Origin of the sequence: Streptomyces sp. NBC_01635 (assembly GCF_045209715.1) — a bacterium.
GTDB classification, from domain to species: Bacteria; Actinomycetota; Actinomycetes; order Streptomycetales; family Streptomycetaceae; genus Streptomyces; species Streptomyces hirsutus.
Window position 1 is genome coordinate 7,256,492 of the sequence record NZ_CP109277.1, and the last position, 23,028, is coordinate 7,279,519.

Annotated in this window: 22 protein-coding genes and 1 pseudogene; 12 read left to right on the top strand and 11 right to left on the bottom strand. The window is 72.3% G+C overall.

Going from position 1 to position 23,028, the window contains the following annotated elements; genetic code table 11:
- Positions 1 to 90: 90 nt before the first annotated feature.
- Positions 91 to 1,506 carry a UDP-N-acetylmuramate--L-alanine ligase gene (gene murC / locus OHB56_RS33755; protein WP_326755513.1) on the top strand — a complete coding sequence of 472 codons (1,416 nt, stop codon included), beginning with the start codon at positions 91 to 93 and terminating at the stop codon, positions 1,504 to 1,506.
- Positions 1,507 to 1,555: 49 nt separating this feature from the next.
- On the top strand, positions 1,556 to 1,963 hold the full coding sequence (gene msrB / locus OHB56_RS33760) for a peptide-methionine (R)-S-oxide reductase MsrB (protein WP_326755514.1): 408 nt from the start codon (positions 1,556 to 1,558) through the stop codon (positions 1,961 to 1,963).
- An 81-nt stretch (positions 1,964 to 2,044) separates the two neighbouring features.
- Here the strand turns inward: msrB and OHB56_RS33765 are convergent, their stop codons facing one another.
- Positions 2,045 to 3,445, bottom strand: coding sequence for a hypothetical protein (locus tag OHB56_RS33765; RefSeq protein WP_406357475.1), 1,401 nt, complete (start codon positions 3,443 to 3,445; stop codon positions 2,045 to 2,047).
- 112 nt (positions 3,446 to 3,557) lie between these two features.
- Between OHB56_RS33765 and OHB56_RS33770 the strand changes: the two genes are divergently transcribed.
- The gene (locus OHB56_RS33770) at positions 3,558 to 4,916 is read left to right on the top strand and encodes a molybdopterin-dependent oxidoreductase (RefSeq protein ID WP_326755515.1); all 1,359 of its coding nucleotides are present in this window, start codon (positions 3,558 to 3,560) and stop codon (positions 4,914 to 4,916) included.
- A 12-nt stretch (positions 4,917 to 4,928) separates the two neighbouring features.
- Positions 4,929 to 5,444 carry a hypothetical protein gene (locus OHB56_RS33775; protein WP_326755516.1) on the top strand — a complete coding sequence of 172 codons (516 nt, stop codon included), beginning with the start codon at positions 4,929 to 4,931 and terminating at the stop codon, positions 5,442 to 5,444.
- Positions 5,445 to 5,519: 75 nt separating this feature from the next.
- Here OHB56_RS33775 and OHB56_RS33780 read toward each other — a convergent pair whose 3' ends face one another.
- From OHB56_RS33780 to OHB56_RS33790, 3 genes are all read right to left on the bottom strand, one after another.
- The gene (locus OHB56_RS33780; RefSeq protein WP_406357477.1) at positions 5,520 to 6,269 is read right to left on the bottom strand and encodes a class I SAM-dependent methyltransferase; all 750 of its coding nucleotides are present in this window, start codon (positions 6,267 to 6,269) and stop codon (positions 5,520 to 5,522) included.
- Positions 6,266 to 6,871, bottom strand: a complete 606-nt coding sequence (locus tag OHB56_RS33785; protein WP_055596998.1) for a DUF2064 domain-containing protein — start codon at positions 6,869 to 6,871, stop codon at positions 6,266 to 6,268. Before OHB56_RS33785 ends, OHB56_RS33780 begins: the two co-directional genes overlap by 4 nt.
- Before the next feature lie 104 nt (positions 6,872 to 6,975).
- A complete protein-coding gene (locus tag OHB56_RS33790) occupies positions 6,976 to 7,725 on the bottom strand; it encodes a glycosyltransferase family 2 protein (protein WP_406357479.1) in 750 nt (249 codons plus the stop codon).
- A 104-nt stretch (positions 7,726 to 7,829) separates the two neighbouring features.
- Between OHB56_RS33790 and OHB56_RS33795 the strand changes: the two genes are divergently transcribed.
- Together OHB56_RS33795 and OHB56_RS33800 are read left to right on the top strand one after the other, a co-directional pair.
- Entirely contained in the window at positions 7,830 to 8,552 is a 723-nt protein-coding gene (locus tag OHB56_RS33795) for a response regulator transcription factor (protein WP_065000995.1), read from the top strand.
- A 2-nt stretch (positions 8,553 to 8,554) separates the two neighbouring features.
- A complete protein-coding gene (locus tag OHB56_RS33800) occupies positions 8,555 to 9,667 on the top strand; it encodes a sensor histidine kinase KdpD (protein ID WP_055596994.1) in 1,113 nt (370 codons plus the stop codon).
- 116 nt (positions 9,668 to 9,783) lie between these two features.
- Here OHB56_RS33800 and OHB56_RS33805 read toward each other — a convergent pair whose 3' ends face one another.
- Positions 9,784 to 10,785, bottom strand: a complete 1,002-nt coding sequence (locus tag OHB56_RS33805; RefSeq protein ID WP_065000994.1) for an NAD(P)-dependent oxidoreductase — start codon at positions 10,783 to 10,785, stop codon at positions 9,784 to 9,786.
- 108 nt (positions 10,786 to 10,893) lie between these two features.
- Positions 10,894 to 11,219 (bottom strand): annotated as a pseudogene (locus OHB56_RS33810) (response regulator); the annotation flags it as partial.
- Positions 11,220 to 11,507: 288 nt separating this feature from the next.
- Here OHB56_RS33810 and OHB56_RS33815 point away from each other — a divergent pair.
- Genes OHB56_RS33815 through OHB56_RS33830 form a run of 4 tightly spaced genes read left to right on the top strand, consistent with a single transcriptional unit; the run spans position 11,508 to position 15,071 of the window.
- Positions 11,508 to 12,653 (top strand): ABC transporter ATP-binding protein, encoded by a 1,146-nt coding sequence (locus OHB56_RS33815; RefSeq protein WP_406357482.1) that lies wholly within the window; start codon positions 11,508 to 11,510, stop codon positions 12,651 to 12,653.
- The gene (locus tag OHB56_RS33820; RefSeq protein WP_326755519.1) at positions 12,650 to 13,357 is read left to right on the top strand and encodes an ABC transporter permease subunit; all 708 of its coding nucleotides are present in this window, start codon (positions 12,650 to 12,652) and stop codon (positions 13,355 to 13,357) included. Before OHB56_RS33815 ends, OHB56_RS33820 begins: the two co-directional genes overlap by 4 nt.
- Positions 13,354 to 14,058 (top strand): ABC transporter permease, encoded by a 705-nt coding sequence (locus tag OHB56_RS33825; RefSeq protein WP_326755520.1) that lies wholly within the window; start codon positions 13,354 to 13,356, stop codon positions 14,056 to 14,058. Before OHB56_RS33820 ends, OHB56_RS33825 begins: the two co-directional genes overlap by 4 nt.
- A 56-nt stretch (positions 14,059 to 14,114) precedes the next feature.
- The gene (locus OHB56_RS33830; RefSeq protein WP_406357485.1) at positions 14,115 to 15,071 is read left to right on the top strand and encodes an ABC transporter substrate-binding protein; all 957 of its coding nucleotides are present in this window, start codon (positions 14,115 to 14,117) and stop codon (positions 15,069 to 15,071) included.
- A gap of 116 nt (positions 15,072 to 15,187) precedes the next feature.
- Here OHB56_RS33830 and OHB56_RS33835 read toward each other — a convergent pair whose 3' ends face one another.
- From OHB56_RS33835 to OHB56_RS33855, 5 genes are all read right to left on the bottom strand, one after another.
- Positions 15,188 to 15,784 carry an ATP/GTP-binding protein gene (locus OHB56_RS33835; RefSeq protein WP_055596936.1) on the bottom strand — a complete coding sequence of 199 codons (597 nt, stop codon included), beginning with the start codon at positions 15,782 to 15,784 and terminating at the stop codon, positions 15,188 to 15,190.
- Positions 15,771 to 16,130, bottom strand: coding sequence for a DUF742 domain-containing protein (locus OHB56_RS33840; protein ID WP_055626696.1), 360 nt, complete (start codon positions 16,128 to 16,130; stop codon positions 15,771 to 15,773). Before OHB56_RS33840 ends, OHB56_RS33835 begins: the two co-directional genes overlap by 14 nt.
- A 1-nt stretch (position 16,131) precedes the next feature.
- Positions 16,132 to 16,560, bottom strand: a complete 429-nt coding sequence (locus OHB56_RS33845; RefSeq protein WP_055596934.1) for a roadblock/LC7 domain-containing protein — start codon at positions 16,558 to 16,560, stop codon at positions 16,132 to 16,134.
- A 43-nt stretch (positions 16,561 to 16,603) separates the two neighbouring features.
- Positions 16,604 to 19,132, bottom strand: a complete 2,529-nt coding sequence (locus OHB56_RS33850; protein WP_406357488.1) for a nitrate- and nitrite sensing domain-containing protein — start codon at positions 19,130 to 19,132, stop codon at positions 16,604 to 16,606.
- A 186-nt stretch (positions 19,133 to 19,318) separates the two neighbouring features.
- Positions 19,319 to 20,332: a substrate-binding domain-containing protein gene (locus OHB56_RS33855; RefSeq protein WP_406357490.1), complete on the bottom strand. Its 1,014-nt coding sequence runs from the start codon at positions 20,330 to 20,332 to the stop codon at positions 19,319 to 19,321.
- A gap of 683 nt (positions 20,333 to 21,015) precedes the next feature.
- Here OHB56_RS33855 and OHB56_RS33860 point away from each other — a divergent pair.
- Positions 21,016 to 21,663, top strand: coding sequence for a ScbR family autoregulator-binding transcription factor (locus OHB56_RS33860; protein WP_326755527.1), 648 nt, complete (start codon positions 21,016 to 21,018; stop codon positions 21,661 to 21,663).
- A 119-nt stretch (positions 21,664 to 21,782) separates the two neighbouring features.
- The gene (locus tag OHB56_RS33865) at positions 21,783 to 22,961 is read left to right on the top strand and encodes a damage-control phosphatase ARMT1 family protein (RefSeq protein ID WP_406357492.1); all 1,179 of its coding nucleotides are present in this window, start codon (positions 21,783 to 21,785) and stop codon (positions 22,959 to 22,961) included.
- The last annotated feature ends 67 nt before the right edge of the window (positions 22,962 to 23,028 follow it).

The following is a 23,028-nucleotide window of genomic DNA, read 5'->3' on the forward strand; positions in this document are numbered from 1 at the left end:
CGCCTTCGCACGAGGGCGCCCGGACCCTCGTCCCGCTCGTCGCACCACTCGTACGACCCGCACACTCGTCACCACTGGGGAGAAACACGCATGGCACCCGGCCTTCCTACCGCCATGGACCGACCGCACTTCATCGGCATCGGCGGCGCCGGGATGTCGGGCATCGCGAAGATCCTCGCCCAGCGCGGCGCCGAGGTGGCGGGCAGCGACGCCAAGGAGTCCGCCACCGCCGAGGCGCTGCGCGCGCTGGGTGCCACCGTGCACATCGGGCACGCCGCCGGGCACCTGGCCGACGACGCGAGCTGCGTGGTCGTGTCGTCGGCGATCCGCGAGGACAACCCGGAGCTGGTCCGCGCGGCCGAACTGGGCGTGCCCGTGGTCCACCGCTCCGACGCGCTGGCCGCCCTCATGGAGGGCCTGCGCCCGATCGCGGTGGCCGGCACCCACGGCAAGACCACGACCACCTCCATGCTGGCCGTCTCCCTGGCCGAGCTGGGCCGCCGGCCGTCGTACGCCATCGGCGGCGACCTGGACGTACCCGGTTCCAACGCGCTGCACGGCGACGGCGAGATCTTCGTCGCCGAGGCGGACGAGTCCGACCGCAGCTTCCACAAGTACGCGCCCGAGGTCGCGATCATCCTCAACGTGGAGCTGGACCACCATGCCAACTACGCGTCCATGGAGGAGATCCACGAGTCCTTCGAGACCTTCGTCGCCCGGATCGTGCCCGGCGGCACACTGGTGATCTCGTCGGACCACGAGGGCGCGCGGGAACTGACCCGGCGCCTGCGCGACGCGGCGGGCTCCGCCGAGGCCGCCGGTTCCGTGCGGACGGTGACGTACGGGGAGTCGCCGGACGCCGACGTGCGGGTGACGTCGGTCGTCCCGCAGGGGCTGAAGAGCGAGGTGACCGTCGAGTTCGAGGGCACCCCGCTCACCTTCACGGTGTCCGTCCCGGGCCGCCACTACGCGCACAACGCCGTGGCCGCGCTCGCCGCGGGCGCCGCGCTCGGCATCCCGGCCGCGGAACTGGCCCCGGCGCTGGCCGCGTACACCGGCGTGAACCGGCGCCTCCAGCTCAAGGGCGAGGCGGCGGGCGTCCAGGTCATCGACTCCTACGCGCACCACCCGACCGAGATGACGGCCGACCTGGAGGCGATGCGCGCCGCGGCGGGCGACGCCCGCATCCTGGTCGTCTTCCAGCCGCACCTCTTCTCCCGCACCCGGGAACTGGGCAAGGAGATGGGCCAGGCCCTGGCCCTGGCCGACTCCTCGGTCGTCCTCGACATCTACCCGGCCCGCGAGGATCCGATCCCCGGCGTCACCAGCGAGCTGATCATCGACGCGGCGCGGGCGGCCGGCGCGGACGTGACGCCGGTGCACGACAGGACGGAGATCCCGGAGGCCGTCGCGGGAATGGCGAAGCCCGGTGATCTGGTTCTCACCATGGGAGCGGGCGACGTCACCGACCTCGGCCCGCTGATCCTGGACCGTCTGTCGAAGTAAGCGCGTCGAAGCAGGAATGCCGGCGTAAGAGGAGAAGGGCTGGAGGCTCATGTCGTACGACGTGGAGAAGCCGGACGAGCAGTGGCGCGCGGAACTGTCGCCGTCCGAGTACGCCGTGCTGCGCCAGGCGGCCACGGAACCGGCCTTCACCGGTGAGTACACCGACACCAAGACCGAGGGCGTGTACGCGTGCCGCGCCTGCGGCGCCGAGCTGTTCACCTCGAAGACCAAGTTCGAGTCGCACTGCGGCTGGCCCTCGTTCTACGACCCGCGGGACTCCGAAGCGGTCGAACTGATCGAGGACCGGTCGCACGGCATGGTGCGCACCGAGGTGCGCTGCTCCCGCTGCGGCTCGCACCTCGGGCACGTGTTCGAGGGTGAAGGGTATGCGACGCCCACGGACCAGCGGTACTGCATCAACAGCATCTCGCTGAAGCTGCGGCCCGCCGAGGACTGATCCGCACACCGCGCACCGCACTGATACCGAAGGGCCGCCGGGATTCCCGGCGGCCCTTCGGCGGTCGGCGAAAGCCCCGCCCTACCAGCCGGTGCGCAGCAGATGGTTGAGGAGCAGGGCGAGGACCGCCTGCCCGGCGAGCCAGGCGCGCGGGGCGGGCAGCAGGGCACCGGTGGGGAGCAGCCAGAACACGAACGGCAGCCAGATGCGTTCCGTCTCGGCCTTGCTCATCCCGGACAGATCGGCGATCAGCAGCGCGAGCAGCGCCGACAGCACCAGCAGGGCGAGGCGGAGAACCGGACCGCCGGTGAGCGGGGCGGGCCACCGCCGGGCCGGCAGGCCGCCCACGCACCGGCGCAGTCCCGCCACCGTCGCCGGGCCGGCGATCAGCACCGTGCAGGCGAGGTTCGCCCAGATCCAGTACCCGTAGGGCCGGACCCCGCCCGCTCCCTGGTGGTAGCGGGTCACCAGCAGCCGGTACGCCTCCCACCAGTCGAAGCCCAGGACGGCGAACGCCACCGGTACCACCAGGAACCCGGCGACCAGCGGAGGCAGCAGCCGGGGCAGGAACCGGGGCCGCCGGCGCCACTCGCCCAGCAGCAGGACCGCCGCGCCGATCACCGCGAACAGCGTCAGCCCGTAGGACAGGTACACGGTCAGTCCGAACAGCAGTCCCGAACCCAGGCCGCTCCAGGCCGGCCGGTGCCCGGTCACGGCGAGGGCGAGCAGGGCGACCGCCCAGGCGGCGACCGCCGTGAAGTAGCCGTCGGCGGACGTGCCCACCCACACCGCGGCCGGGGCGAGCACCAGGAACGGCGCGGCACGGCGGGCCAGGGACTCCTCGGTGAGCGCACGTACGGCGACCAGGACCGCCACCGCCGCCGTGGTGCCGACGGTGATGCAGAACGCGCCGGCCCAGCCTCCGCCGCCCAGACCGATCCGGTCGAGCAGGACGAAGGTGAGGGTCGCGCCCGGAGGATGCCCGGCCACATGGGCGGGCCAGTTGTCCGGGGCGTCGAGCAGGATGTGCCCGCTGAAGCCGCGCAGGGCACCGGGGACGTCCTGGAAGCGGTCGACGGCCCGCAGATACTCATGCTGTGTCGTCAGCTGCTCGGCGACGCCGCGGAACCAGCCGTCGACGAGGGCGAGCGACCACGTCCAGGTCAGCGACATCCCCCACACGGTGAGGAGCAGTGGTCGCCAGGACAGACGGGCCGCCAGGAACGGGCCGTACACCACCGCGGCGGCCGCCACGACCAGCGCCGCCGGCGTGCCCGGCCCGACGTGCGGCGACCAGTGGGCCAGCAGTGGCGGCCAAGGGACCTGCAGCGTGCCGTCGCGGCGCTGGACGGCGCCGCCGATCAGCACGGCGGCCAGGACGAGCAGCGCGGCCGCCACGACCACGGCGAGATCCCGGACGAGGCCACGCCGGTCGAGGGGAGGAGCGAAGGGCCGGACGGCCGGGGGATGATCACAGGTCACGCCGTCACGCTAGGCCGGACGCCCTTCGCCGGGCGGCTGACGAGCGGGGACGTCAGAGTTTCGTCATCGTTCGCCGGCCCTTTCCGGGGTGCTCCGGTCCTACGGTCGGGGCATGGCACGTTCGTCACGGCCCTCCCTCCCCGAAGACCTCCCCGCCGGTCCTTCCGCCGCTCTGCGGCGCGGCGGCACCCCGCACGGCCCGTTCTCGCCGGGCTTCTGGCGCAGCCCGGTGCGCGGCACCCCGTTCACCTCGGTGCTCGGGCTGGTGCTCCTCGTGGGCCTCACGGTCCTGTTCCTGACGGGACTCCTGTCGTACGCCGCGTACAACCCGGGCCTGTCGCCGGTGAACGACAAGACCCCCGACAAGGGGATCCTCGGCTTCTACCTCTTCGCCTGGCCGACCGACCCGCCCTGGCTCTACCGGCTCACCCAGGGCGTCCACGTCACGCTCGGGCTCACCCTCGTCCCGGTGCTGCTGGCCAAGCTGTGGTCGGTGGCGCCCAGGCTGTTCACCCTCCCGCCGGTCCGCTCGGTCGCCCACGCCCTGGAGCGGATCTCGCTGCTCCTCCTCGTCGGCGGGGCGCTGTTCGAGTTCGTCACGGGCATCCTCAACGTCCAGCTCGACTACCTCTTCCCCGGCTCCTTCTACCCGCTGCACTTCTACGGCGCCTGGGTGTTCTTCGGCGCGTTCGTCGTCCACGCGGTGCTGAAGACGCCGGTGGCGCTGCGTAACCTGCGGCGGCTGCGGGAGGAGCGGAAAGGCGCGGGGGAGAGCGGCGAGGAAGAGCGCGACGTGGGCGGGGACGAGGGCGAGGGCAGGGACGACCTGGCGGCCCCCGAGCCGGATCCGCCGACGGTTTCGCGGCGCGGGGCGCTGGGGCTGGTCGGCGGCGGTTCACTGCTGCTGTTCGCGACCTCCGCCGGACGCAGCTTCGACGGGCCGCTGCGCGAGACCGCCGTCCTCACCCCGCACGGCGGCCCCGAGCCCGGCACCGGACCCAACGCCTTCCAGATCAACAAGACGGCCGCGTACGCAGGTATCCACCCGGCCGAGACGAGCGAGGACGCGTGGCGGCTGGTGGTCGCCGGGCGGACGGGCACCGTCCGGCTGGACCGCGCCGGCCTGCTCGCCCTGCCGCAGCACAGTGCGGCACTGCCCATCGCCTGCGTGGAGGGCTGGTCCACCTCCGACCAGTGGTGGCGGGGCGTACGGCTGCGGGACCTCGCCGCACTCGTCGGCCACGACGACCCGGTCGACGTCTTCGTGGAGTCGTTGCAGCGCCGTGGCGCCTTCCGGCGCGCAGCGCTGCGCGCCAACCAGGTGGCCGACCCGCGCTCCCTCCTCGCCCTGTCCGTCAACGGCGAGGAGCTGTCCCCCGACCACGGCCACCCGGCGCGGATCATCGTCCCCGGCGCGCCCGGCGTGCTCAACACCAAATGGGTCGCCCGGCTGACCTTCGGCGATCTGTGAGGAGCCTGCCCGATGACACGGTTCGTTCGGTCCACGCGGTACTCGCGGCCCGGGCCGCGGTGTGCGGCAGTGCTCGGCAGTCCTCCCCGAACCCTCCTGCTGCTCTGCTCGTTCGCCCTGTGCGGGTATGCGGGGGTGCGGCTGCTCGACGGCGACCGGCTCCTGATCGCCCTGTGGTTCGTGGGCGCGGCCGTGCTCCACGACCTGGTCCTGCTGCCCCTGTACGCGGCGGCCGACCGCGCGCTGGTGAAGAGCGCCGGCCGGCGCCGGGGGCGGATCAACCACGTACGGGTTCCGGCCGCCCTGTCCGGACTCCTTCTGCTCGTGTGGTTCCCGCTGATCACGGGCAGGGTGTCGGAACGTTACCCCGGCGCCACGGGGCTGTCCGCCGACAGCTACGCGACCCGCTGGCTGATCCTCACGGCCGTCCTGTTCGCAGGCTCGGCGGTCCTGTTCGCGGTGCGGTCCCGGGGACGGCACCGGCGGTGTGAACGCGTGGGGGACGGGCGCCCGCCGGTCGACGACTGACAGCGCGCCGGAGGGGACAAGGGGCGGGCGGCCGAGGTGCGGAGCCTCGGCCGCCCGCCCTTCTCCGTACGAGGATCAGTGCGCAGGCCGGGCCGCCGGCCGGCCGGTGCGCAGCGCCACGAAACAGCGGTCGCCCGTCGACCACCGGGCGTCGGTGTGCCAGCCCGCGCGGTCCGCGTGCCGCAGCAGGGCCGGGGTACCGAGGCGGGCCCAGCGGAAGGGCGGGCCGGGGGTGCCCCGGGCGTCGGTGACCTGGACCAGGACGTGCTCGTCGACGTCCGGCTGCGGTGCCGTCTCGGCGATCAGCAGACCGCCCGGTGCGAGCAGGCGGGCCAGCCGGTCGAGCAGGGCGGGTGGATCGCCGCCGATGCCGATGTTGCCGTCCATGAGCAGGACGGTGCCCCAGCGGCCGGTGCCGGGCAACGGGTCGAAGACGGAACGGCGCAGCGCCTGCCCGCCGCAGCGGACGGTCCGTGCGACCGCGGCCTCGCTGACGTCGATGCCCAGTCCCCGCCTGCCCTGGGCGGCCAGCGCCGCGACCAGACGGCCGGGCCCGCAACCCACGTCCAGCACCGTGCCCTCGCAGTGCTCGAGCACCTCCAAGTCGGCGGCGTCGGCCGGCGCGCACCACCGCTCGACGTCCAGGGGCAGCAGCCACCCGTCCGTACGGCGCAGGAACAGCGGTCCCCGGCCGGTGCGCAGGGCGTCGGAGTAGGGGTCGGCGGACCAGGAGCGCTCGGGAGAGGCCTCCGGCGGACCGGGCGTCCGCTGACGGCCGACGGGCACGACCGTCGCCGGTACGGAACGCACCGGTACCGCGCTCACCGGTGCGTCGCCGTCAGCCGTGCCAGCCGGGCGGCGAACCGTCCGCCCGGTGCCGCGCCGGCGACCGCCTCGGCGTCGTACGCCGTGTCCACGTCCCGCAGCCGCGGCAGTTCCCGCACCCTCAGGTGCGCGAGCCGCCGCCGCTGCACAGCGCCCGTGTCCGGCGCCGACATGGGGACCCCGCGCAGCAGGCCGGGGTCGGGCGCGGCCAGGCCGAGCGCCCAGAAGCCGCCGTCCTCGGCGGGACCGAAGTACGCGTCGCAGTCCGCGAAATCCACGGTGAGCAGCTCCGGAGTCACCTGGGGCGTGTCCATCCCGATGAGGAGGGCGGGCCCGTCACACCGCGCGAAGGCCGCGGCAAGCCGTTCGTCGAGGCCGCCCGCGCACTGCGGTACGACCTCGATGCCGGTCGGCAGCCAGGGCCCCGGGGCGCCGTCCAGCACCAGCACCCGCCGCCGCGCGGGCGTGCGCACCACGACGTCCAGGGTGTCCGCCAGCGCGGCCTCGGCGAGCCACGCCGCCTCCTCGGGCGTGAACGGCGGCGTCAGCCGGGTCTTGACCCGGCCCGGACGGGGTTCCTTCGCGATGACGAGCAGGGTCATGGAGCCGAAGGAGGCGCCGGGCGTCACGGAGGAGCGCTCGGAGGACTCGCACGGCTCGGACGAACCGGTCGGCTCGGTCGGCCTGATCGGACCGATCGGCTCGGTCACGAGGCCACCCCCGTACGCTCCGGCACCTCACGCAGCACCCGGCTCATGTCCCGTACGGCCTGGAACGTACCGCGCCAGGTGCCCGTCACCTTCGAGGCGCCGGAACGGGGCAGGTACGGGACATCGTGCTCGGTGACCTTCCAGCCCGCGTCGGCGGCCCGCACCACCATCTGGAGCGGATAGCCGCTGCGCCGGTCCGTCAGACCGAGGGCGAGCAGGTCCGTGCGCCGGGCCGCACGCAGCGGACCGAGGTCGTGCAGCCGCAGCCCGGTGCGGCGGCGCAGTAACCGGGCGAGCGCGAGATTGCCCGCGCGGGCATGGGCCGGCCAGGCGCCCCGCGCCTTCGGCCGGCGCCTGCCGAGCACCAGGTCGGCCTCGCCGGCCCGGATCTCCCGGACGAACGGCACCAGTTCGGCCGGGTGCAGAGAGGCGTCGCAGTCGCAGAAGCACACGATGTCGGCGGTGGCCGCGGTCAGCCCCGCGTGGCAGGCAGCTCCGAAGCCCCGCCGCTTCTCGCGGACGACGGTCGCGCCGAACTCGCGGGCGATCCGGTCCGAGCCGTCCGTCGAACCGTTGTCCACGACGAGCGCGCGCCAGCCGGGCGGGACGCGTTCCAGCACCCACGGCAGGGCCTCGGCCTCGTCGAGACAGGGCAGGACGAGGTCCACGCCCGCCGACGGCTCCTGCGGCGATCCGGATGAGGGTGAGGCGGAGGAGGAGAAAGGGGAGGTGGTCACGGGCTTCACCCTACGAACGCGAACCCGGCATACCGGACATCGTCTCCTTACGAAACGCGGACGTCGGCGGCCGGCGGCCGACGTCCGCACGCGCGTGGTGCGAGGCTGGCCGCATGGAGCAGCAGCAGTCACCCGCGAAGCCCGGCGCCCGGGTCCTCGTCGTCGACGACGACCCCACCGTCGCCGAGGTCGTCTCGGGCTACCTCGACCGCGCCGGATACGTCGTCGACCGGGCCGGCGACGGTCCCGACGCGCTCACCAGGGCGGCTGACCACTGGCCGGACCTCGTCGTGCTCGACCTGATGCTGCCCGGCATGGACGGCCTGGAGGTGTGCCGCCGGATGCGCGGCCGGGGGCCCGTGCCGGTCATCATGCTCACCGCGCGCGGCGACGAGGACGACCGCATCCTCGGCCTGGAGGTGGGCGCCGACGACTACGTGACCAAGCCCTTCAGCCCGCGCGAACTGGTGCTGCGCGTCGAGTCCGTACTGCGCCGCGCCCGCCCGGCGGCCCCTCCCGTGTCCGGTGTTCTGCGCGCCGCCGGGCTCCAGGTCGCCCCCGCCGCCCGCCGCGCCACCAAGCACGGCACCGAACTGGCACTGACTGTCCGCGAGTTCGACCTCCTCGCGTTCCTGCTGCGCAACCCCGGGCGGGCCTGCACCCGGGAGGAGCTGATGCGGGAGGTATGGGGCTGGGACTTCGGCGACCTGTCCACCGTCACCGTCCATGTGCGGCGGCTGCGCGGCAAGGTCGAGGACGATCCGGCGCGGCCCCGTCTCATCCAGACGGTGTGGGGCGTCGGCTACCGCTTCGACCCGGCGGCCGGGGGAGAGTGACCGTGCGCGACACACTGCTCATCGCCCTGTTCGCCTTCCTCGGCGCCGCCGCGGCCGGGGTGCTCGGCGCGTGCGTCCTGCTGCTGATCCGGCGGTGGACGCTGACCGCGCATCTCGCGGTGGTCGCGGCCGTTGCGGTCACGGCGATGCTCGCGGGCACGCTGGCCGTCGCCCGGGCGATGTTCCTCTCGGCGCACGACCTGACCGTGGTGACGACCGTCGTCGCGATGGCCGCCGTGGTCTCCATGGCGACCGCGCTGCTCCTGGGCCGCTGGGTCGTCGCCCGCAGCCGGGACCTGGCGCTCGCCGCCCGTTCCTTCGGCGAGGGCGGGGAATTCGCCGCCCCCGCCGGCCCGGCCACCGCCGAACTCGTCGCGGTCAGCAGGGAGTTGCAGGCCACCAGCCGCAAGCTCGCCGAGTCCCGGGACCGTGAGCGTGCCCTGGAGTCCTCCCGGCGTGAACTCGTCGCCTGGATCTCCCACGATCTGCGCACCCCGCTCGCCGGACTCCGCGCGATGGCCGAGGCGCTGGAGGACGGCGTCGCCGCCGATCCCGAGCGTTACCTCGGCCAGATCCGCACCGAGGTGGAACGGCTCAACGACATGGTCGGCGACCTCTTCGAACTCTCCCGCATCCACGCGGGCGCCCTCACCCTGTCCCTCTCCCGGATGTCCCTGTACGACCTGGTCGGCGACGCCCTCGCTGGCGCGGACCCGCTCGCCCGCGAACACGGTGTACGGCTCGTCGACGACCGCGTCGAGTCGGTACCGGTGGAGGTGGACGGCCGGGAGATGAGCAGGGTCCTGGGCAACCTGCTGGTCAACGCGATCCGCCGGACACCGGCCGACGGCACCGTCGCCGTCGCGGCCGAACGCTCGGCCGAGGGCGTGGTCCTGTCCGTGACGGACGGCTGCGGCGGTATCCCCGAGGAGGACCTGCCCCGTGTCTTCGACACCGGCTGGCGCGGCACCCACGCCCGCACCCCACCCGCCGGCGCGGGCCTCGGCCTCGCCATCGTCCGCGGCCTCGTGGAGGCCCACCGGGGCACTGCCACCGTCCGCAACGTCACCGGCGGCTGCCGCTTCGAGGTGACCCTTCCGACCGCGGAGGCCTGACCCGGCCGCAGCGACTCGTCGTCCGCCCGCCGCCCGCCGCGCGCGGTCGCGCGATGCGCCTGACGCGCGCAGGCCGCCTACTGCGACTGCCGCCGGCTGCCGTCGTTGCCAGGGCTTCAGTCCCCCCTCAACCCCGCCGCCGCGAACTCGCGCATCCCGTCCTCGAAGGTGACCTCCGGCTTCCAGGACAGGTCGGTGCGCAGGCGGGAGGAGTCGGCTGTGATGTGGCGGACGTCGCCCAGGCGGTATTCGCCCGTGACGACCGGTTCCGGTCCGCCGTACGCCGAGGCCAGGGCGCGGGCCATCGCGCCGACCGTGTGGGGCGTGCCGCTGCCCGTGTTGTACGCGGTGAGCGCGCCCCGCGCCGTATCGGCCTCCAGCGCCGCGACATTGGCCGACGCCACGTCCCGTACGTGGACGAAGTCCCGGCGCTGACGGCCGTCCTCGAAGACGCGGGGCGTCTCACCGCGGGCCAGCGCCGAGCGGAAGAAGGAGGCCACACCCGCGTAGGGGGTGTCACGGGGCATCCGGGGACCGTAGACGTTGTGGTAGCGCAGGGACACCGCGGTCCCGCCCGTCGAGCGGGCCCACGCGGCGGCCAGGTGTTCCTGCGTCAGTTTGGTCGTGGCGTACACGTTGCGCGGGTCGACGGGAGCGTCCTCGCCGACCAGGCCGGGGGAGAGGGCCGCCCCGCAGACGGGGCAGAGGGGTTCGAACCGTCCGGCCGCGAGGTCGGCGACCGCGCGCGGGCCCGGACGCACCACCCCGTGCCGGGCACAGGAGTAGCGGCCCTCGCCGTACACCACCATCGACCCCGCCAGGACGAGGCGGCCCACGCCGGTCTCCTCCATGGCGGCCAGCAGCACCGCGGTGCCCAGATCGTTGTGGGAGACGTAGTCGGGGGCGTCGGCGAAACCGGTCCCGAGGCCGACCATCGCCGCCTGATGGCAGACGGCGTCGACACCGGACAGGGCGTCGCGCACGGCACCGGCGACGCGGACGTCCGCCGCCGGATCGGTGCGGACGTCGTACACCACGGGCTCGTGCCCGCGCGCCCGCAGCGCCTCCACGACGTGGGACCCGATGAACCCGGCACCGCCGGTGACCATGACACGCATACGCCCACGCTAGGCCCGCGCCCCCACCCCGGAGCAGCTCCGGGGCCCGCATGTCACCGGTCCGTAAGACCCGTCCGGCATCAACGGCCCGTGGGACCGGGACCGTCGAACGGCAGCCGTACGGTGAAGACCGTCGGCCCCGGTCCGCCGGTGCTCAGCTCGATGTCGCCGCCGTGCGCCCTGGCGGGCGGTGAGGAACACCACCGGCAGCATCGCCCGGGAACCGCGCAGCCGGTCCAGTACGCCGGAGCCGTCGAGTCGGGCAGCATCACGTCGAGCACCACGAGGTCCGGCCGGAACGCGGCGGCCCGACGCAGCGCCTCCTCACCGGAGTGGGCGGTGACGCCCTCCCCGCCCTCGTACCGGGCAACGGTCGCCACCAGGTCGGCTGTCGGCGGATCGTCGTCCACGACGAGCAGTCGTACTTTCCCCACCCGCCCATACGGGGGTACCCGGCCCCGGAGGGGGTTCGAACAGCGGGTTCGAAGAGGGTTTCCCGTGGTGGGCGCTGGGCAGGTGGCGGCGTGGGGCGGCCCCGACCGGCGGTCGGGGCCGCCCGTCCGGCGGCCGGTCGTGCCGGAGACGAGGGGCGCGGGGACACGGGAGGCGCGGACAACGCGCTCTCCGGGTGATGTCGGAGGCGCCGTCTACACTCGACCGGCGGCAGACCGTGCGGCCGTCTCGGCCAGAAGTTTCCAGCCACCCGAAGGGCATTCGGCGTCTTGATACGGATCGAATCAGTCACGAAGCGCTATCCGGACGGCACGGTGGCGGTCGACCGGCTCTCCCTGGAGATTCCCGACCGCTCGATCACCGTCCTCGTCGGACCGTCGGGCTGCGGCAAGACGACCACCCTGCGCATGATCAACCGCATGGTCGAACTCACCGAGGGAACGATCCTGCTCGACGGTGCGGACATCCAGCGGCAACCGGTCACCACCCTGCGCCGGTCCATGGGATACGTCATCCAGAACGCCGGACTGTTCCAGCACCGCACCGTCGTCGACAACATCGCCACCGTGCCCCGCATGCTCGGCTGGGGCAAGCAGCGGGCCCGGGAGCGGGCGGCGGAGCTGATGGAGCGGGTGGGCCTCGACACCGCCATGGCCAAGCGGTACCCGTACCAGCTCTCCGGCGGCCAGCAGCAGCGCGTCGGAGTGGCGCGGGCGCTCGCCGCAGACCCGCCGGTGCTGCTGATGGACGAACCGTTCTCGGCCGTCGACCCGGTGGTCCGCAAGGGCCTCCAGGACGAACTCCTGCGGATCCAGGAGGAGCTGGGCAAGACCATCGTCTTCGTCACCCACGACATCGACGAGGCGGTCAAACTCGGCACGATGGTCGCCGTCCTGCGCGAGGGCGGCCGGCTCGCCCAGTACGCGCCGCCCGCCGAGCTGCTCTCCGACCCCGCGGACGCGTTCGTCGAGGACTTCCTCGGCGCCGACCGGGGCATCCGGCGGCTCTCCTTCCTCACCACCACCGCGCTGGAACTGGCCACCGACACCGTGATCCCGCCGGACGCCACCGCGGAGCGGATCGGCGCGGCCGACGCCGCCCACCTCCTGGTGACCGACGGCGAGGGGCGCCCCCTCGGCTGGTCCGAGCCGCGCCGGCTGACCGCCGGGGACATCCGGCCCGACCAGCTCCTGCCGTACGGCCGGCCGTTCGTACCCGGCGTGGACTCGCTGCGCGTCGCGCTCGACTGCGCCGTGCTCTCCCCGACCGGCTGGGCCGTCGCCGTGGACGACACCGGCCGGGTGCGGGGAGTCGTCTCCCAGCAGACCATCGGCGACGCCATCCGCACCGCGCACCAGGACGGCCGCACCGCGCACCGAGGCGGCCGCGCCGGCGACGAGAAGGTCGCCGGATGAGCGGCTTCTTCACCATCCCCAGCGACCTCCAGCACAGCTGGGCCGGCCTGATCGGACTGCACCTGAGGGAGGCGCTGATCCCGGTCGCGGCCGGGCTGCTGCTCGCGCTGCCCGTCGCCCAGCTGTGCGGCCGCTTCCGCTGGCTGTACCCGCCGGTGCTCGGCCTGACGACCGTGCTGTACGCCATCCCGTCCCTGGCGTTCTTCGTCGTCCTCATCGACTACACCGGCCAGACCGAACTCACCGTGATGATCCCGCTGGCCCTGTACAGCCTGGTGGTGCTGATCCCGGCGATCGTCGACGGCGTGCGCTCGGTACCGGACGAGACCCTGGCCGCCGCCACCGCCATGGGTTTCGGCCCCGTACGGCGCTACACCCAGGTGCAGCTGCCGATCGCCGCGCCCGCCATCATCGCCGGCCTGCGGGTCGCCACCGCGTCCAGCATCTCCCTGGTCAGCGTCGGCGCCCTGATCGGCAACCAGGGCGCCCTCGGCAACCTGCTCGCGGCCGCGCAGAAGTACGACCGGCCCGAACTCGCGGTCAACGCCGTGATCACCATGGCCGTCCTGGCGATCCTGTGCGACGCCCTGCTGGTCCTGCTCCGGGTCCTGCTCACGCCCTGGATGCCCCGCGGCACACAGCCCGGGACCAGGTCCGCCGTGGGTCCGGGGAAGTTCCGGGAAGCCGAGGCCGAGGCCCTGTGAACATCTTCGACTTCGCCCACGCGTTCTTCGGCGACAGCGCCCACTGGCAGGGTTACGACGGCATTCCGCAGCGCTTCCTCGAACACCTCCAGTACTCGCTGCTGGCGCTCGCCGTCGCCGCCGCGATCGGCCTGCCCGTCGGCCTGCTGACCGGACACACCGGCCGTGGCGGGAACGCGCTCGCCTTCGTCGCCAACGCCGCTCGCGCCCTGCCCAGTTTCGGCCTGCTGGTGCTGGTGGTCCTGCTGATCGGCTTCGGCCTGCTGCCCGTGATGATCCCGCTGGTCGTCCTGGCCGTCCCGCCGATCCTGGTGACCACCTACGAGGCCGTCCGCACCGTGGACCCCTCCCCGGTGGACGCGGCCCGGGGCATGGGCATGCGCGAGTCGCGGATCCTCTTCCAGGTCGAGGTGCCGGTGGCGCTGCCGCTCATCCTCAGCGGTCTGCGCTCGGCGGCCATCCAGATCGTGTCGACGGCCACCATCGCCGCGTACGTCAGCCTCGGCGGCATCGGCCGGTACATCATCGACGGGCTCTACCAGCGCGACTACGAGAAGGTGGTCGGCGGCGCCACGCTGGTGGCGTTCCTGGCCCTCGTCACGCTCGTGCTGTTCTGGGCGGCGGGACGATGCGTGGTGTCCCCGGGGGTGCGCAGGCGAGAGGGCCGCGCGAAGGATTCCCGCGCACGGACCGCCGAGTGACAACTGTGATCCGGCCGCGCTTGACGGAGAGTGAAGCGGCTGGATTGGATCGGTGGATGACTTCTACCGCGAAGAGCAGCTGGTCCAGGACGAGGCACACCGGTGCGGCGGCCGTCGCGCTCACCGCCGCGACGGCCCTGCTCGCGGGTTGTTCGTCCGGCGGCACCTCCGACAACCCCCTCGAGGAGGAGAAGGCGGAAGCCGGCACCGTCGTCGTCGGTTCCAACAACTTCGCCGAGAGCACCCTGCTCGCCGACATCTACGGCGAAGCACTCAAGGCCAAGGGCCTCAAGGTCACCTACAAACACAACATCGGCAGCCGGGAGACGACCTACGGTCTGATGAAGAACGGCTCCATCACCGTTCTGCCCGAATACAACGGCTCCCTGCTCGCCTACCTCGACCCCGAGGCCGAGCAGGAGTCCCCCGACGCCGTCAACACCGCCGTCAAGGCCAAGCTCGACAAGAAGCTGACGCTGCTGGACCCGTCGCCGGCCGAGGACAAGGACTCCGTCAGCGTCAACGCCGAGACGGCGAAGAAGTACAAGCTCACCGCGTCGTCCACCCTCGCCGACCTCAAGGACGTCGCACCGGAGCTGGTGATCGGCGGCTCGCCCGAGTTCCAGACCCGGCGCCAGGGCCTGGAGGGACTGAAGTCCGTCTACGGGCTGGAGTTCAAGTCGTTCAAGGCGCTGGACGCGGGCGGCCCGCTCACTCAGGCGGCGCTCGCCCAGAACGAGGTGCAGGCGGCGGACATCTTCACCACGGACCCGACGATCGTGAAGGAGAAGTTCGTCGTCCTGGGGGATCCGGAGAACCTCTTCGGTTTCGCCAACGTGACCCCGCTGGTCCACAAGGACGCACTCTCCCAGGAGGGTGTCGACGCGCTCGACGAGGTCTCCGCCAAGCTGGACACCGAGACCCTGCTCGGCCTGGACGCCCAGGTCCAGCTGGACAAGAAGGACCCGCTGGACGTGGCGAAGGCCTGGCTGGAGTCGGCCGGGCTGGTCTGACGGGCCGTCCCCGGACGCTCCGTCGGCCGAAGGTTCCTCCGGGGTGACGATTCCTCCCCGAGGGGGTGGGGCGGGGCCCGCGGAGGGCCGCGCCCCACCTGCGTTCCCCCCACGCCTCACCCCGTCGGCGCGGCGGTGGCGATCAGCCGGTCCAGCAGGGCGATCAGCACGTCCCTGGACGATGTCCGGTCCCGTGCGTCGCACAGCAGCACCGGCACGCCCTCGGGCAGCGTCAGCGACTCCCGGATGTCCTCGACCGGGTACGGGTGCTCCCCGTGGAAGCCGTTCACGGCGATGACGAACGGGATGCCCCGGCGCTCGAAGAAGTCGATCGCGGCGAAGCTGGACTCGGGCCTGCGCACGTCGATCAGGACCACCGCGCCCAGCGCGCCGAGGGACAGGTCGTTCCACATGAACCAGAACCGCTGCTGGCCCGGCGTGCCGAACAGATACAGCACGAGGTCGTCGGAGACGGTGATCCGGCCGAAGTCCAGCGCCACGGTGGTGGCACGTTTCTCCTCGATGCCCTCGAGGTCGTCGACGCCGAGGCCCGCCATGGTCAGCGGTTCCTCGGTGCGCAGTGGGGCGATCTCGCTGACCGAGCCGACCATGGTGGTCTTGCCCACGCCGAAGCCCCCGGCGATCAGGATCTTGACCGTGTCGGGTGCCGGACGCTCGGTGGGCGCCGGAGCGGTGATGTCAGAGCCGGCCAAGGCCGTCCCTCACTTTCTGCAGCAGATCCAGGTCCGGTTTGGTGCGGGTGACGTGGTGCGGCGGGCGGACGGTGATCCGGCCCGCCTCCAGCAGATCGCAGAGCATGATCACGACCACGCTCATCGGGAGGTCGAGACGCGCCGCGAGCTCCGCCACCGCGAGGGGCTCCGCGCACAGCCGCAGGATGCGTGTGTGCTCGGGCTGGGGCCGGGCGGCCTCCACGGGCTGGGGCTCGACCGTCGTCACCATCGTGATGAGCGTGAAGTCGGCGCGGCTCGGCCGCGTCCGGCCACCGGTCAGGGTGAACGGTCGGACGAGCCGGCCCGCGAAATCGCCTTCGGCCACCTCATGCGCCGGAGTCGGAGGGGCCTGTCGTACCCCGGGGCGCCGCGCTGAGGTGCTCGCCGATCTTCTTCACCAGCATGTTCATCTGGTACGCGACCACGCCGACGTCCGCACCCGGGCCGGTGAGCACCACGAGATGGGCACCGGGCCCGGCCGAGGTGAGGATCAGATAGCTGTTGGCCATCTCGATGAGCGCCTGGCGCACCGGGCCGCCGCGGAAGTCCATGCTGACGCCCTTGCTGAGACTCATCAGCCCGGACGCGGTGGCCGCCAGACGTTCCGCGTCGTCGCGCAGGAACCCGGTGGACTTGCTGACCACCAGCCCGTCCTCGGACAGGACCACGGCCTGGTTCACGTCGGCGACCCGCTCCACGAGTCCGGTCAGCAGCTGATCGAGCTGAGTGTGAGTGGCGGGTACGGGGCGTGTCATGACTGTGTTCCTTCTTCGGCGTTCGGTGTTCGGCGTTCGGTGTTCAGCGGTCGGCGGGCGGTGTCGAGAGCTCTCGGGAGGGGGCCGTCACCTCTGCGGGTACTCCGGAGGATTCCGTCGCGTCGTCGTCCGCGGCGGGTGGCGCGGCATCGGCACGGGCGTCTCCGTCGTCGTCGCGTGCCTCGGACGTGCCGCGCTGGAAGCCGGCGAGGGATGAGGCGGCGTGTTCCGCCGTGAAGCTCGCGGCGTCGTCCTCGACGGGCGGCATCACCGCCTCCTCGCGGAGTTCGGCGGCCAGGCTGGTCTGCGGCACCCTGCGGGGGAGAGGCGTGAGCCCGTTCGCCCGGGGCGCGGACGAGGGAGCGGCGGCCGGGCGGGCGGAGATCCGTTGGGAGGCCCCGGACCGGGACGGGAGCGCCGGCACTTCCCCGGGAGCCCGTGTGTTCCCGGTGTCCGCGATGGTCGTGTCGGGTGCCGGGTCGGTGCCGTCGGTCCCGTGCGTCGGGTTCGCCGCGTCCGTGGCTTCCCTGACGCCGGTGGCGGTGTCGCCGAGGGCCCCCGGGGCCGTGCTGTCCGTGCCGTCCGCCCGGCGGTGCCCGTTCGTCGCGCCGGCGAGGGCGGGTGCGGCCTCCCGGGGTGTGCCCGGGGCGTCCCGCACCACGATGGCGTGCGGGATCAGCACGATGGCGGTCGTCCCGCCGTACGGCGACGGGCGCAGGGTGACGGTGATGTCGTGCCGGTGGGCCAGCTGGGAGATCACGAACATGCCGAGCCGGAGGTCGTCGGCGAGCGCCACCACGTCGAACTGCGGAGGGCTGGCCAACTGGGTGTTGATCGAGGCGTAGTCGTCCTCCGACAGGCCCAGGCCGCGGTCCTCGATCTCGACGGCGAGGCCCTTGGCCACCAGCGCGGCGCGCACTTCGACCGGGCTCGGCGCGGGTGAGTACACCGTCGCGTTGTCGATCAGCTCGGCCAGCAGGTGGATGACGTCGGCCACCGCGGGCGGAGCAAGCGCGACCTCCTCGTCGGTGTGCACCTCCACCCGCTGGTACTCGGCGACTTCACCGACGGCGCTGCGCAGGATGTCGATCAGCGCGACCGGCTCGCTCCACGAACGGCCGGGCCGCTCACCGCTGATGATGACCAGGTTCTCCTCGTACCGTCGCAACTGACTGGCCGTGGAGTCGAGTTCGTACAGTCCCTTGAGGACCTCGGGGTCGGTGTGCGTGCGTTCCAGCAGATCGAGCTTGCTGAGCTGGAGGTTGACCAGGTTCTGGCTCTGGCGGGCGATGCCCAGGATGACCTTCTGGAAACCGCGCCGGGTGTCGGCGAGTTCGACCGCCGTGTGCACGGCGGTGCGCTGCGCCGTGTTGAACGCCTGGGCGACCTGGCCGAGTTCGTCGTGGCCGTAGTTGAGGGGCGTGATCGCCGACTCGGCGTCGACCTTCTCGCCCCGTTCCAGCCGCGCCACCACGTCGGGCAGTCGCTCCTCGGCCAGGCTGAGGGTGGCCATGCGCAGCCCGCGCAGTCTGAGGGACAGGGAGCGGGTGATCCGCCACGACATGCCGACGCTGAGCAGCAGGGCGACCAGTCCGCCGGCGCTGAGCGAGGCCGCGGTCAGCAGCATGCTGCGGGCCTCGTCGGCGCTGCGGGTGAGCAGCGCGCCGGTCTGTTCCTCGATCAGGGCGGCGTACTGGGGTGCGACCTTGTCCAGAGCGGCGTCCCACCGCTTCTGTGCGTCCGGCAGGCTGATCCTCCGGTCCTCGGCCGTGGGACGGGAGTCGCGTACCTCGTCCTCGACCTCCTGCAGGGTCTGCCACTCGGGGCTCTGCAGGATCTGCTCGGCCTGTGTCTTGGTGCTGCCGCGCAGGAACGGCACGATCTGGGCCTCGACCAGCCAGCGGCGGGTGGTGACCAGCTCCGTGAAGGTGGCCCAGGACTCGTCCTCGAGCTCTCCGGACGGCCAGGCCAGGGTGAGGTGCGCGTTCTCCTGTGAGAGCACCTCCGCCGCCTGCTCCAGCGAGACCAGCGGTCCGGCCTGGGAGGTCAGGTCGCCGTCGTCGACCTGCGACAGCTGCTGGAAGGCGTGGATCTGGTCCTGGATGATCGAGGAGTAGTGGTCGAGCGCCTGCTCGGCGGTGATGTCGCTCGGCTTGTCCACCTGGTTCCGGTAGTACTCCAGGCTGCCCACCGAACCCAGCACCGAGTACAGCGGGTCCGACACGCGGGCCGGCGCCTCGGCGATCGCGTCGGCCTGTCCGACCAGTCTCGCCACCGCGGCGTCGGTCTTCTCGCGCTGCGCGTCGAGGGCGGCCCGGGAGTCCTTCGGCGAGGCCAGCCAGGTGGCGGTCAGCCCGCGCTCCCGCTGCAACGCCAGGGTCGCGTCGGTGCCCATCGCGCCGGTCGACCGGCTCAGCTCCGTCTGGGAGCGGAGCCGCAGCCCCTCCGAGAACATCTGGATCGTCGTCACGCCCCACATGGCGGTGAGGGTGACGGTGGGAACCAGTGCCAGGAGGACCAGCGAGAGACGTATGGAGCCGAGACGGCGCCGGGCACCTGTCCGTGGAGACATCGTCGTCCTAGAGCGGTCGGATCATCGGAAAAGCGGGCAGGGGGCAGGAGGGGGACGGGCTGCGGACGCGCGCGGAGGGCGTACGTCCGGTACGTCACAGGTGATGCGCAGGATGCTATCCGCACAAGTGACCGTACGGTCTGTTCGTAACCGAATCTTTGGGTACGTCCTCACCGGATGTGTCCGTCACCGGGTGCCGTTGGCGGCGAACTCCGCGACCGAGGCCGCGTTGTTCTTCGTGACGAACGCCGGCCCGGTGAGCACGGGCGACACCCCGCCGCCGCTGATGTTGCCGTTGGTTCGGTACAACCACAGCGCGTCCACGGAGAGATAGCCCTGGAGGTAGGGCTGCTGGTCGACGGCGAACTGGATGTCACCGCCGCGGACGGCGTCCACCAGCTCCTCGGTGAGGTCGAAGGAGGCGACCCGCGCCCCGGTGTCCGCCTTCTTGGCGGCCTCGGCCACGAGGAGGCCGTACTGCGCGCCGTTGGCGACGACCTCGTCGATGGTCGGGTCCTGCCGCAGCGTCGCGGTGACGATGCCGGAGACGGCGCGCTCGTCGGAGCCGTCCACGTAGAGGTTCTCGAACTTGCCGTCGAACGTCTTCCGCATGCCGGCGCAGCGCGCCTCCAGTCCGACATTGCCCCGCTCGTGGATGACGCAGAGGGCGTTCTTGGCCTTCAGCTCGTTGAGCTTGTTGCCCACGGCCTGGCCCGCGACGCCGTCGTCCTGACCGAAGTACTCCAGCAGCCCCGACGACTTCCAGGCGTCGATACCGGAGTTGAGCCCGACGACGGGGATGCCCGCCTTGCGCGCCTCCTCCACCGGCCCCTTCATCGCCTGCGGCTTGGCCAGCGTCAGGGCGATGCCGTCCACCTTGTCGCGGACGGCGTTGCGCACGAGCTCGGCCTGCCCCTCCGGGTCCGCGTCGCTCACATACGTCAGGTTGATGCCGTCCTTCGCGGCGGCGGCCTCGGCGCCCTTCTTCACCCGGTCCCAGAAGATGTCCCCCTCACCGCCGTGCGTGACCATCACGACGCTCATCCCGTCGCCGGCCGCACCCGCGCTCTTCGCATCCGAGGGGTCGTCGGCCGTGTCGAAGACGGAACAGCCGGTCGCCATCAGGACGACGGCTGCCGCCAGGGCCGCGAGGCGGACGGGCCGTCTCGGGAAACCATGGGCCGGGGGACGAGTGTTCATGAGGGAGCGGACCTCGCTGTACGCCGAGCTGGAGGAGAGGGGAGGGACGAGAAAAGGGGACGTGAGCAGGGGCGGAACCGCAGCGTGTACGCCGATTGGATGACTCCCGCTGGGACGGGAGCCAATCGCGTCTTGCTACTGGTAGTCAAGTGAACAGCCACGTGAAGTGAGACGATGCTGCCGCATTGTGATGAACGGTGAGTTCTGAGGTGACAGGGGCGGAAGGCACCCTTACGCATCGAACCACGTGGACGGTACGGAACCGGCTCCGCGGTGTCCGGACGGCCGGGCGCTGATCAACATCCCCCGGATTCCAGGGTGTTCACGGGTGCACGCGGCGGCATGCGGCGCCCGGACGGCCAGGCCTCCTCGCGCGGGACGCCAGGCGGCTCCGCGCCTTCCCGCTCGCCCCGGCCCACCGGACGCCCGGCCATGAGCAACAGCCCTTCCGGTTGCGACGAGTTCCCCTCGGGACCGCTCGTCGTTCTCTTTCGCCCGCACACCTGCCACACTCAGATACCGGACGCGCTGTTTTCTTTCCGCGCCCGTAGTCGATGTGCCGGATGTATGCCGCGTCACGGGGCGAACCGGTGTGATGAGCGCAGCCGCAGGGTGAGTTATTGTGTACGCGCAGTAAAAACAAACGGCATGACCCGTTCCTTTTCGGCCCAGGAGTTCAGCCCATGGCGAGGCAGGTACGCGCCGAGCAGACCCGCGCGACGATCATCACGGCCGCAGCCGATCTGTTCGACCGACAGGGCTATGAATCGACCAGTCTCAGCGACATCGTCGAGCACGCCCACGTCACCAAGGGAGCCCTGTACTTCCACTTCGCGGCGAAGGAGGACCTGGCCCACGCGATCCTGGAGCTCCAGTCCGCCACCTGCCGCAAACTGGCCAGGGACACCGAGGTCCGGGGCCACACCTCCCTGGAGGCGCTGATGCGCCTCACCTTCGGCATAGCCCGCCAGTCGGCCGAGGACCCCGTCCTGCGGGCCGGACTCCGCCTCGCCACCGGCGGCACCCGGCCGCGCCCCCCGCTCAGCCATCCGTTCACCGAGTGGATGGACCTCGTCACCGCCCGACTCGCCGGCGCGGTCAAGGAGTCCGACGTCCACCCCGAGGTCGACATCGACGTCGTGGCCCACTCCCTCGTCTGCTTCTTCATCGGCACCCGCGTCGTGGGCCGTTCCCGGGAGCCCGTCGCCCGGCAGCCCCGTCGCACCGCCGAGATGTGGCAGATCCTCATCCGTGGCCTGGTCCCGGTGACCCGCAGGGCCCGCTATCTCAGTCTGGCCGCCCGGCTGGAGCGGGAGATCGTCCCCGTCTGACACCCGGCTGCCGCTTCCGCCGGCCCGCCGGCGCCCCCGGCCGGGGCGGTTTCCCCGGCCCTCCGTCCCGTCGGCGGGGCCGATGCCGCCGCCCGGCGCCGCGCGTTACGGTGAGCCGCATGCCCGACACCCCCACCGCTCCCGTGATCCTCGGCAACCGGCCCGGTTCGTTCCCGCACAGCGTGCTCGCCGAGCGGCACCCCGCGATCATCCGGCAGGTGCGCGACGCCTTCCCGTACGAACCCGAGCAGCGGCGCGCGCTCGACGCCCTGCTGGCCGACTGCACCGAGGGCACGATCGAACCCCTCCCCGTCGACGCCCACGACCGGGAGCGCTGGACGGCCTGGGGGATGGACGCGTACGCCGGACAGTCCTGGTACGACGTGCCCTGGTTGTGGTCCGAGAGCTGGTTCTACCGTCAACTGCTGCAAGCCGTAGGCTACTTCGGCCCCGGCCCCTGGCAGGGCATCGACCCCTTCCGCCCCTCCAAACACGCCGAACTCGACTCATCCGTGACGGACGACGAACTCGCCGCGCTCGACGGCCTGGCCGGCCGGTCCGCGGACGAACAGGGGCAGGCCCTGCTGCACGGCTCCCTGTGGGGCAACCGCGCCGACCTCGGCTTCCGGCTCTCCGCCGAGGGAACCGAACTCGCGGCAGCCGTCCCCGCGCTGGTCGCCGACGACAGCGAGCGGCTGTGGTCGCTGCTGGACGCCTCCCGCGCGGGCACCCTCGTCCTGGTCGCCGACAACGCCGGACGCGAACTCGTCCCCGATCTCCTGCTCATCGCCCACCTGCTGGACCACGGCACCATCGGCCGGGCGGTGCTGCACGTCAAGCCGTACCCGTACTACGTCTCCGACGCCACGACCGCCGACATCGTCGACGCGCTGCGCCGACTGGTCAAGGCCCAGGGAGCGGCGGCCGGTTACGGGCGCAGGCTCTGGGACGCCCTGTCCGACGGCCGGCTCGTCCTCCGCGCCCACCCGTTCTCCTGCTCACCGCTGCCGTACGAGGAGATGCCCGACGACCTCCACGCCGACTTCGCCCGGGCCGCGCTCACCGTCGTCAAGGGCGACCTCAACTACCGCCGCCTGGTGGGCGACCGGACCTGGCCGCCCACCACACCCTTCACCGACGTCACCGGCTATTTCCCCGGCCCGGTCGCCGCCCTGCGCACCCTGAAGTCCGACGTCGTCACCGGACTGGCTCCCGCAACGGAGAAGGCGCTGGTCGCGGCCGAGGAGCAGCGCTGGCGCACCGGCGGCACCCACGCCCTGATCCAGGTGAGGGCGTAGCGATCCGCACGTCCGTACCGGAGTGGCGGCGTCGAGCAGTCGGCACTCCCGCACCGGCACTCCCGCA

Bases quoted from the DNA above. Each gene is read 5' to 3' on its own strand.
- OHB56_RS33805 (WP_065000994.1), bottom strand. From the start codon at position 10,785: ATGCGTGTCATGGTCACCGGCGGTGCCGGGTTCATCGGGTCCCACGTC.
- OHB56_RS33860 (WP_326755527.1), top strand. From the start codon at position 21,016: ATGGCGAGGCAGGTACGCGCCGAGCAGACCCGCGCGACGATCATCACG.
- OHB56_RS33770 (WP_326755515.1), top strand. From the start codon at position 3,558: ATGGCACGTTCGTCACGGCCCTCCCTCCCCGAAGACCTCCCCGCCGGT.
- OHB56_RS33845 (WP_055596934.1), bottom strand. From the start codon at position 16,560: ATGACACGCCCCGTACCCGCCACTCACACTCAGCTCGATCAGCTGCTG.
- OHB56_RS33865 (WP_406357492.1), top strand. From the start codon at position 21,783: ATGCCCGACACCCCCACCGCTCCCGTGATCCTCGGCAACCGGCCCGGT.
- OHB56_RS33795 (WP_065000995.1), top strand. From the start codon at position 7,830: ATGGAGCAGCAGCAGTCACCCGCGAAGCCCGGCGCCCGGGTCCTCGTC.
- OHB56_RS33850 (WP_406357488.1), bottom strand. From the start codon at position 19,132: ATGTCTCCACGGACAGGTGCCCGGCGCCGTCTCGGCTCCATACGTCTC.
- OHB56_RS33775 (WP_326755516.1), top strand. From the start codon at position 4,929: ATGACACGGTTCGTTCGGTCCACGCGGTACTCGCGGCCCGGGCCGCGG.
- OHB56_RS33855 (WP_406357490.1), bottom strand. From the start codon at position 20,332: ATGAACACTCGTCCCCCGGCCCATGGTTTCCCGAGACGGCCCGTCCGC.
- msrB (WP_326755514.1), top strand. From the start codon at position 1,556: ATGTCGTACGACGTGGAGAAGCCGGACGAGCAGTGGCGCGCGGAACTG.
- murC (WP_326755513.1), top strand. From the start codon at position 91: ATGGCACCCGGCCTTCCTACCGCCATGGACCGACCGCACTTCATCGGC.
- OHB56_RS33785 (WP_055596998.1), bottom strand. From the start codon at position 6,871: ATGACCCTGCTCGTCATCGCGAAGGAACCCCGTCCGGGCCGGGTCAAG.
- OHB56_RS33830 (WP_406357485.1), top strand. From the start codon at position 14,115: ATGACTTCTACCGCGAAGAGCAGCTGGTCCAGGACGAGGCACACCGGT.
- OHB56_RS33820 (WP_326755519.1), top strand. From the start codon at position 12,650: ATGAGCGGCTTCTTCACCATCCCCAGCGACCTCCAGCACAGCTGGGCC.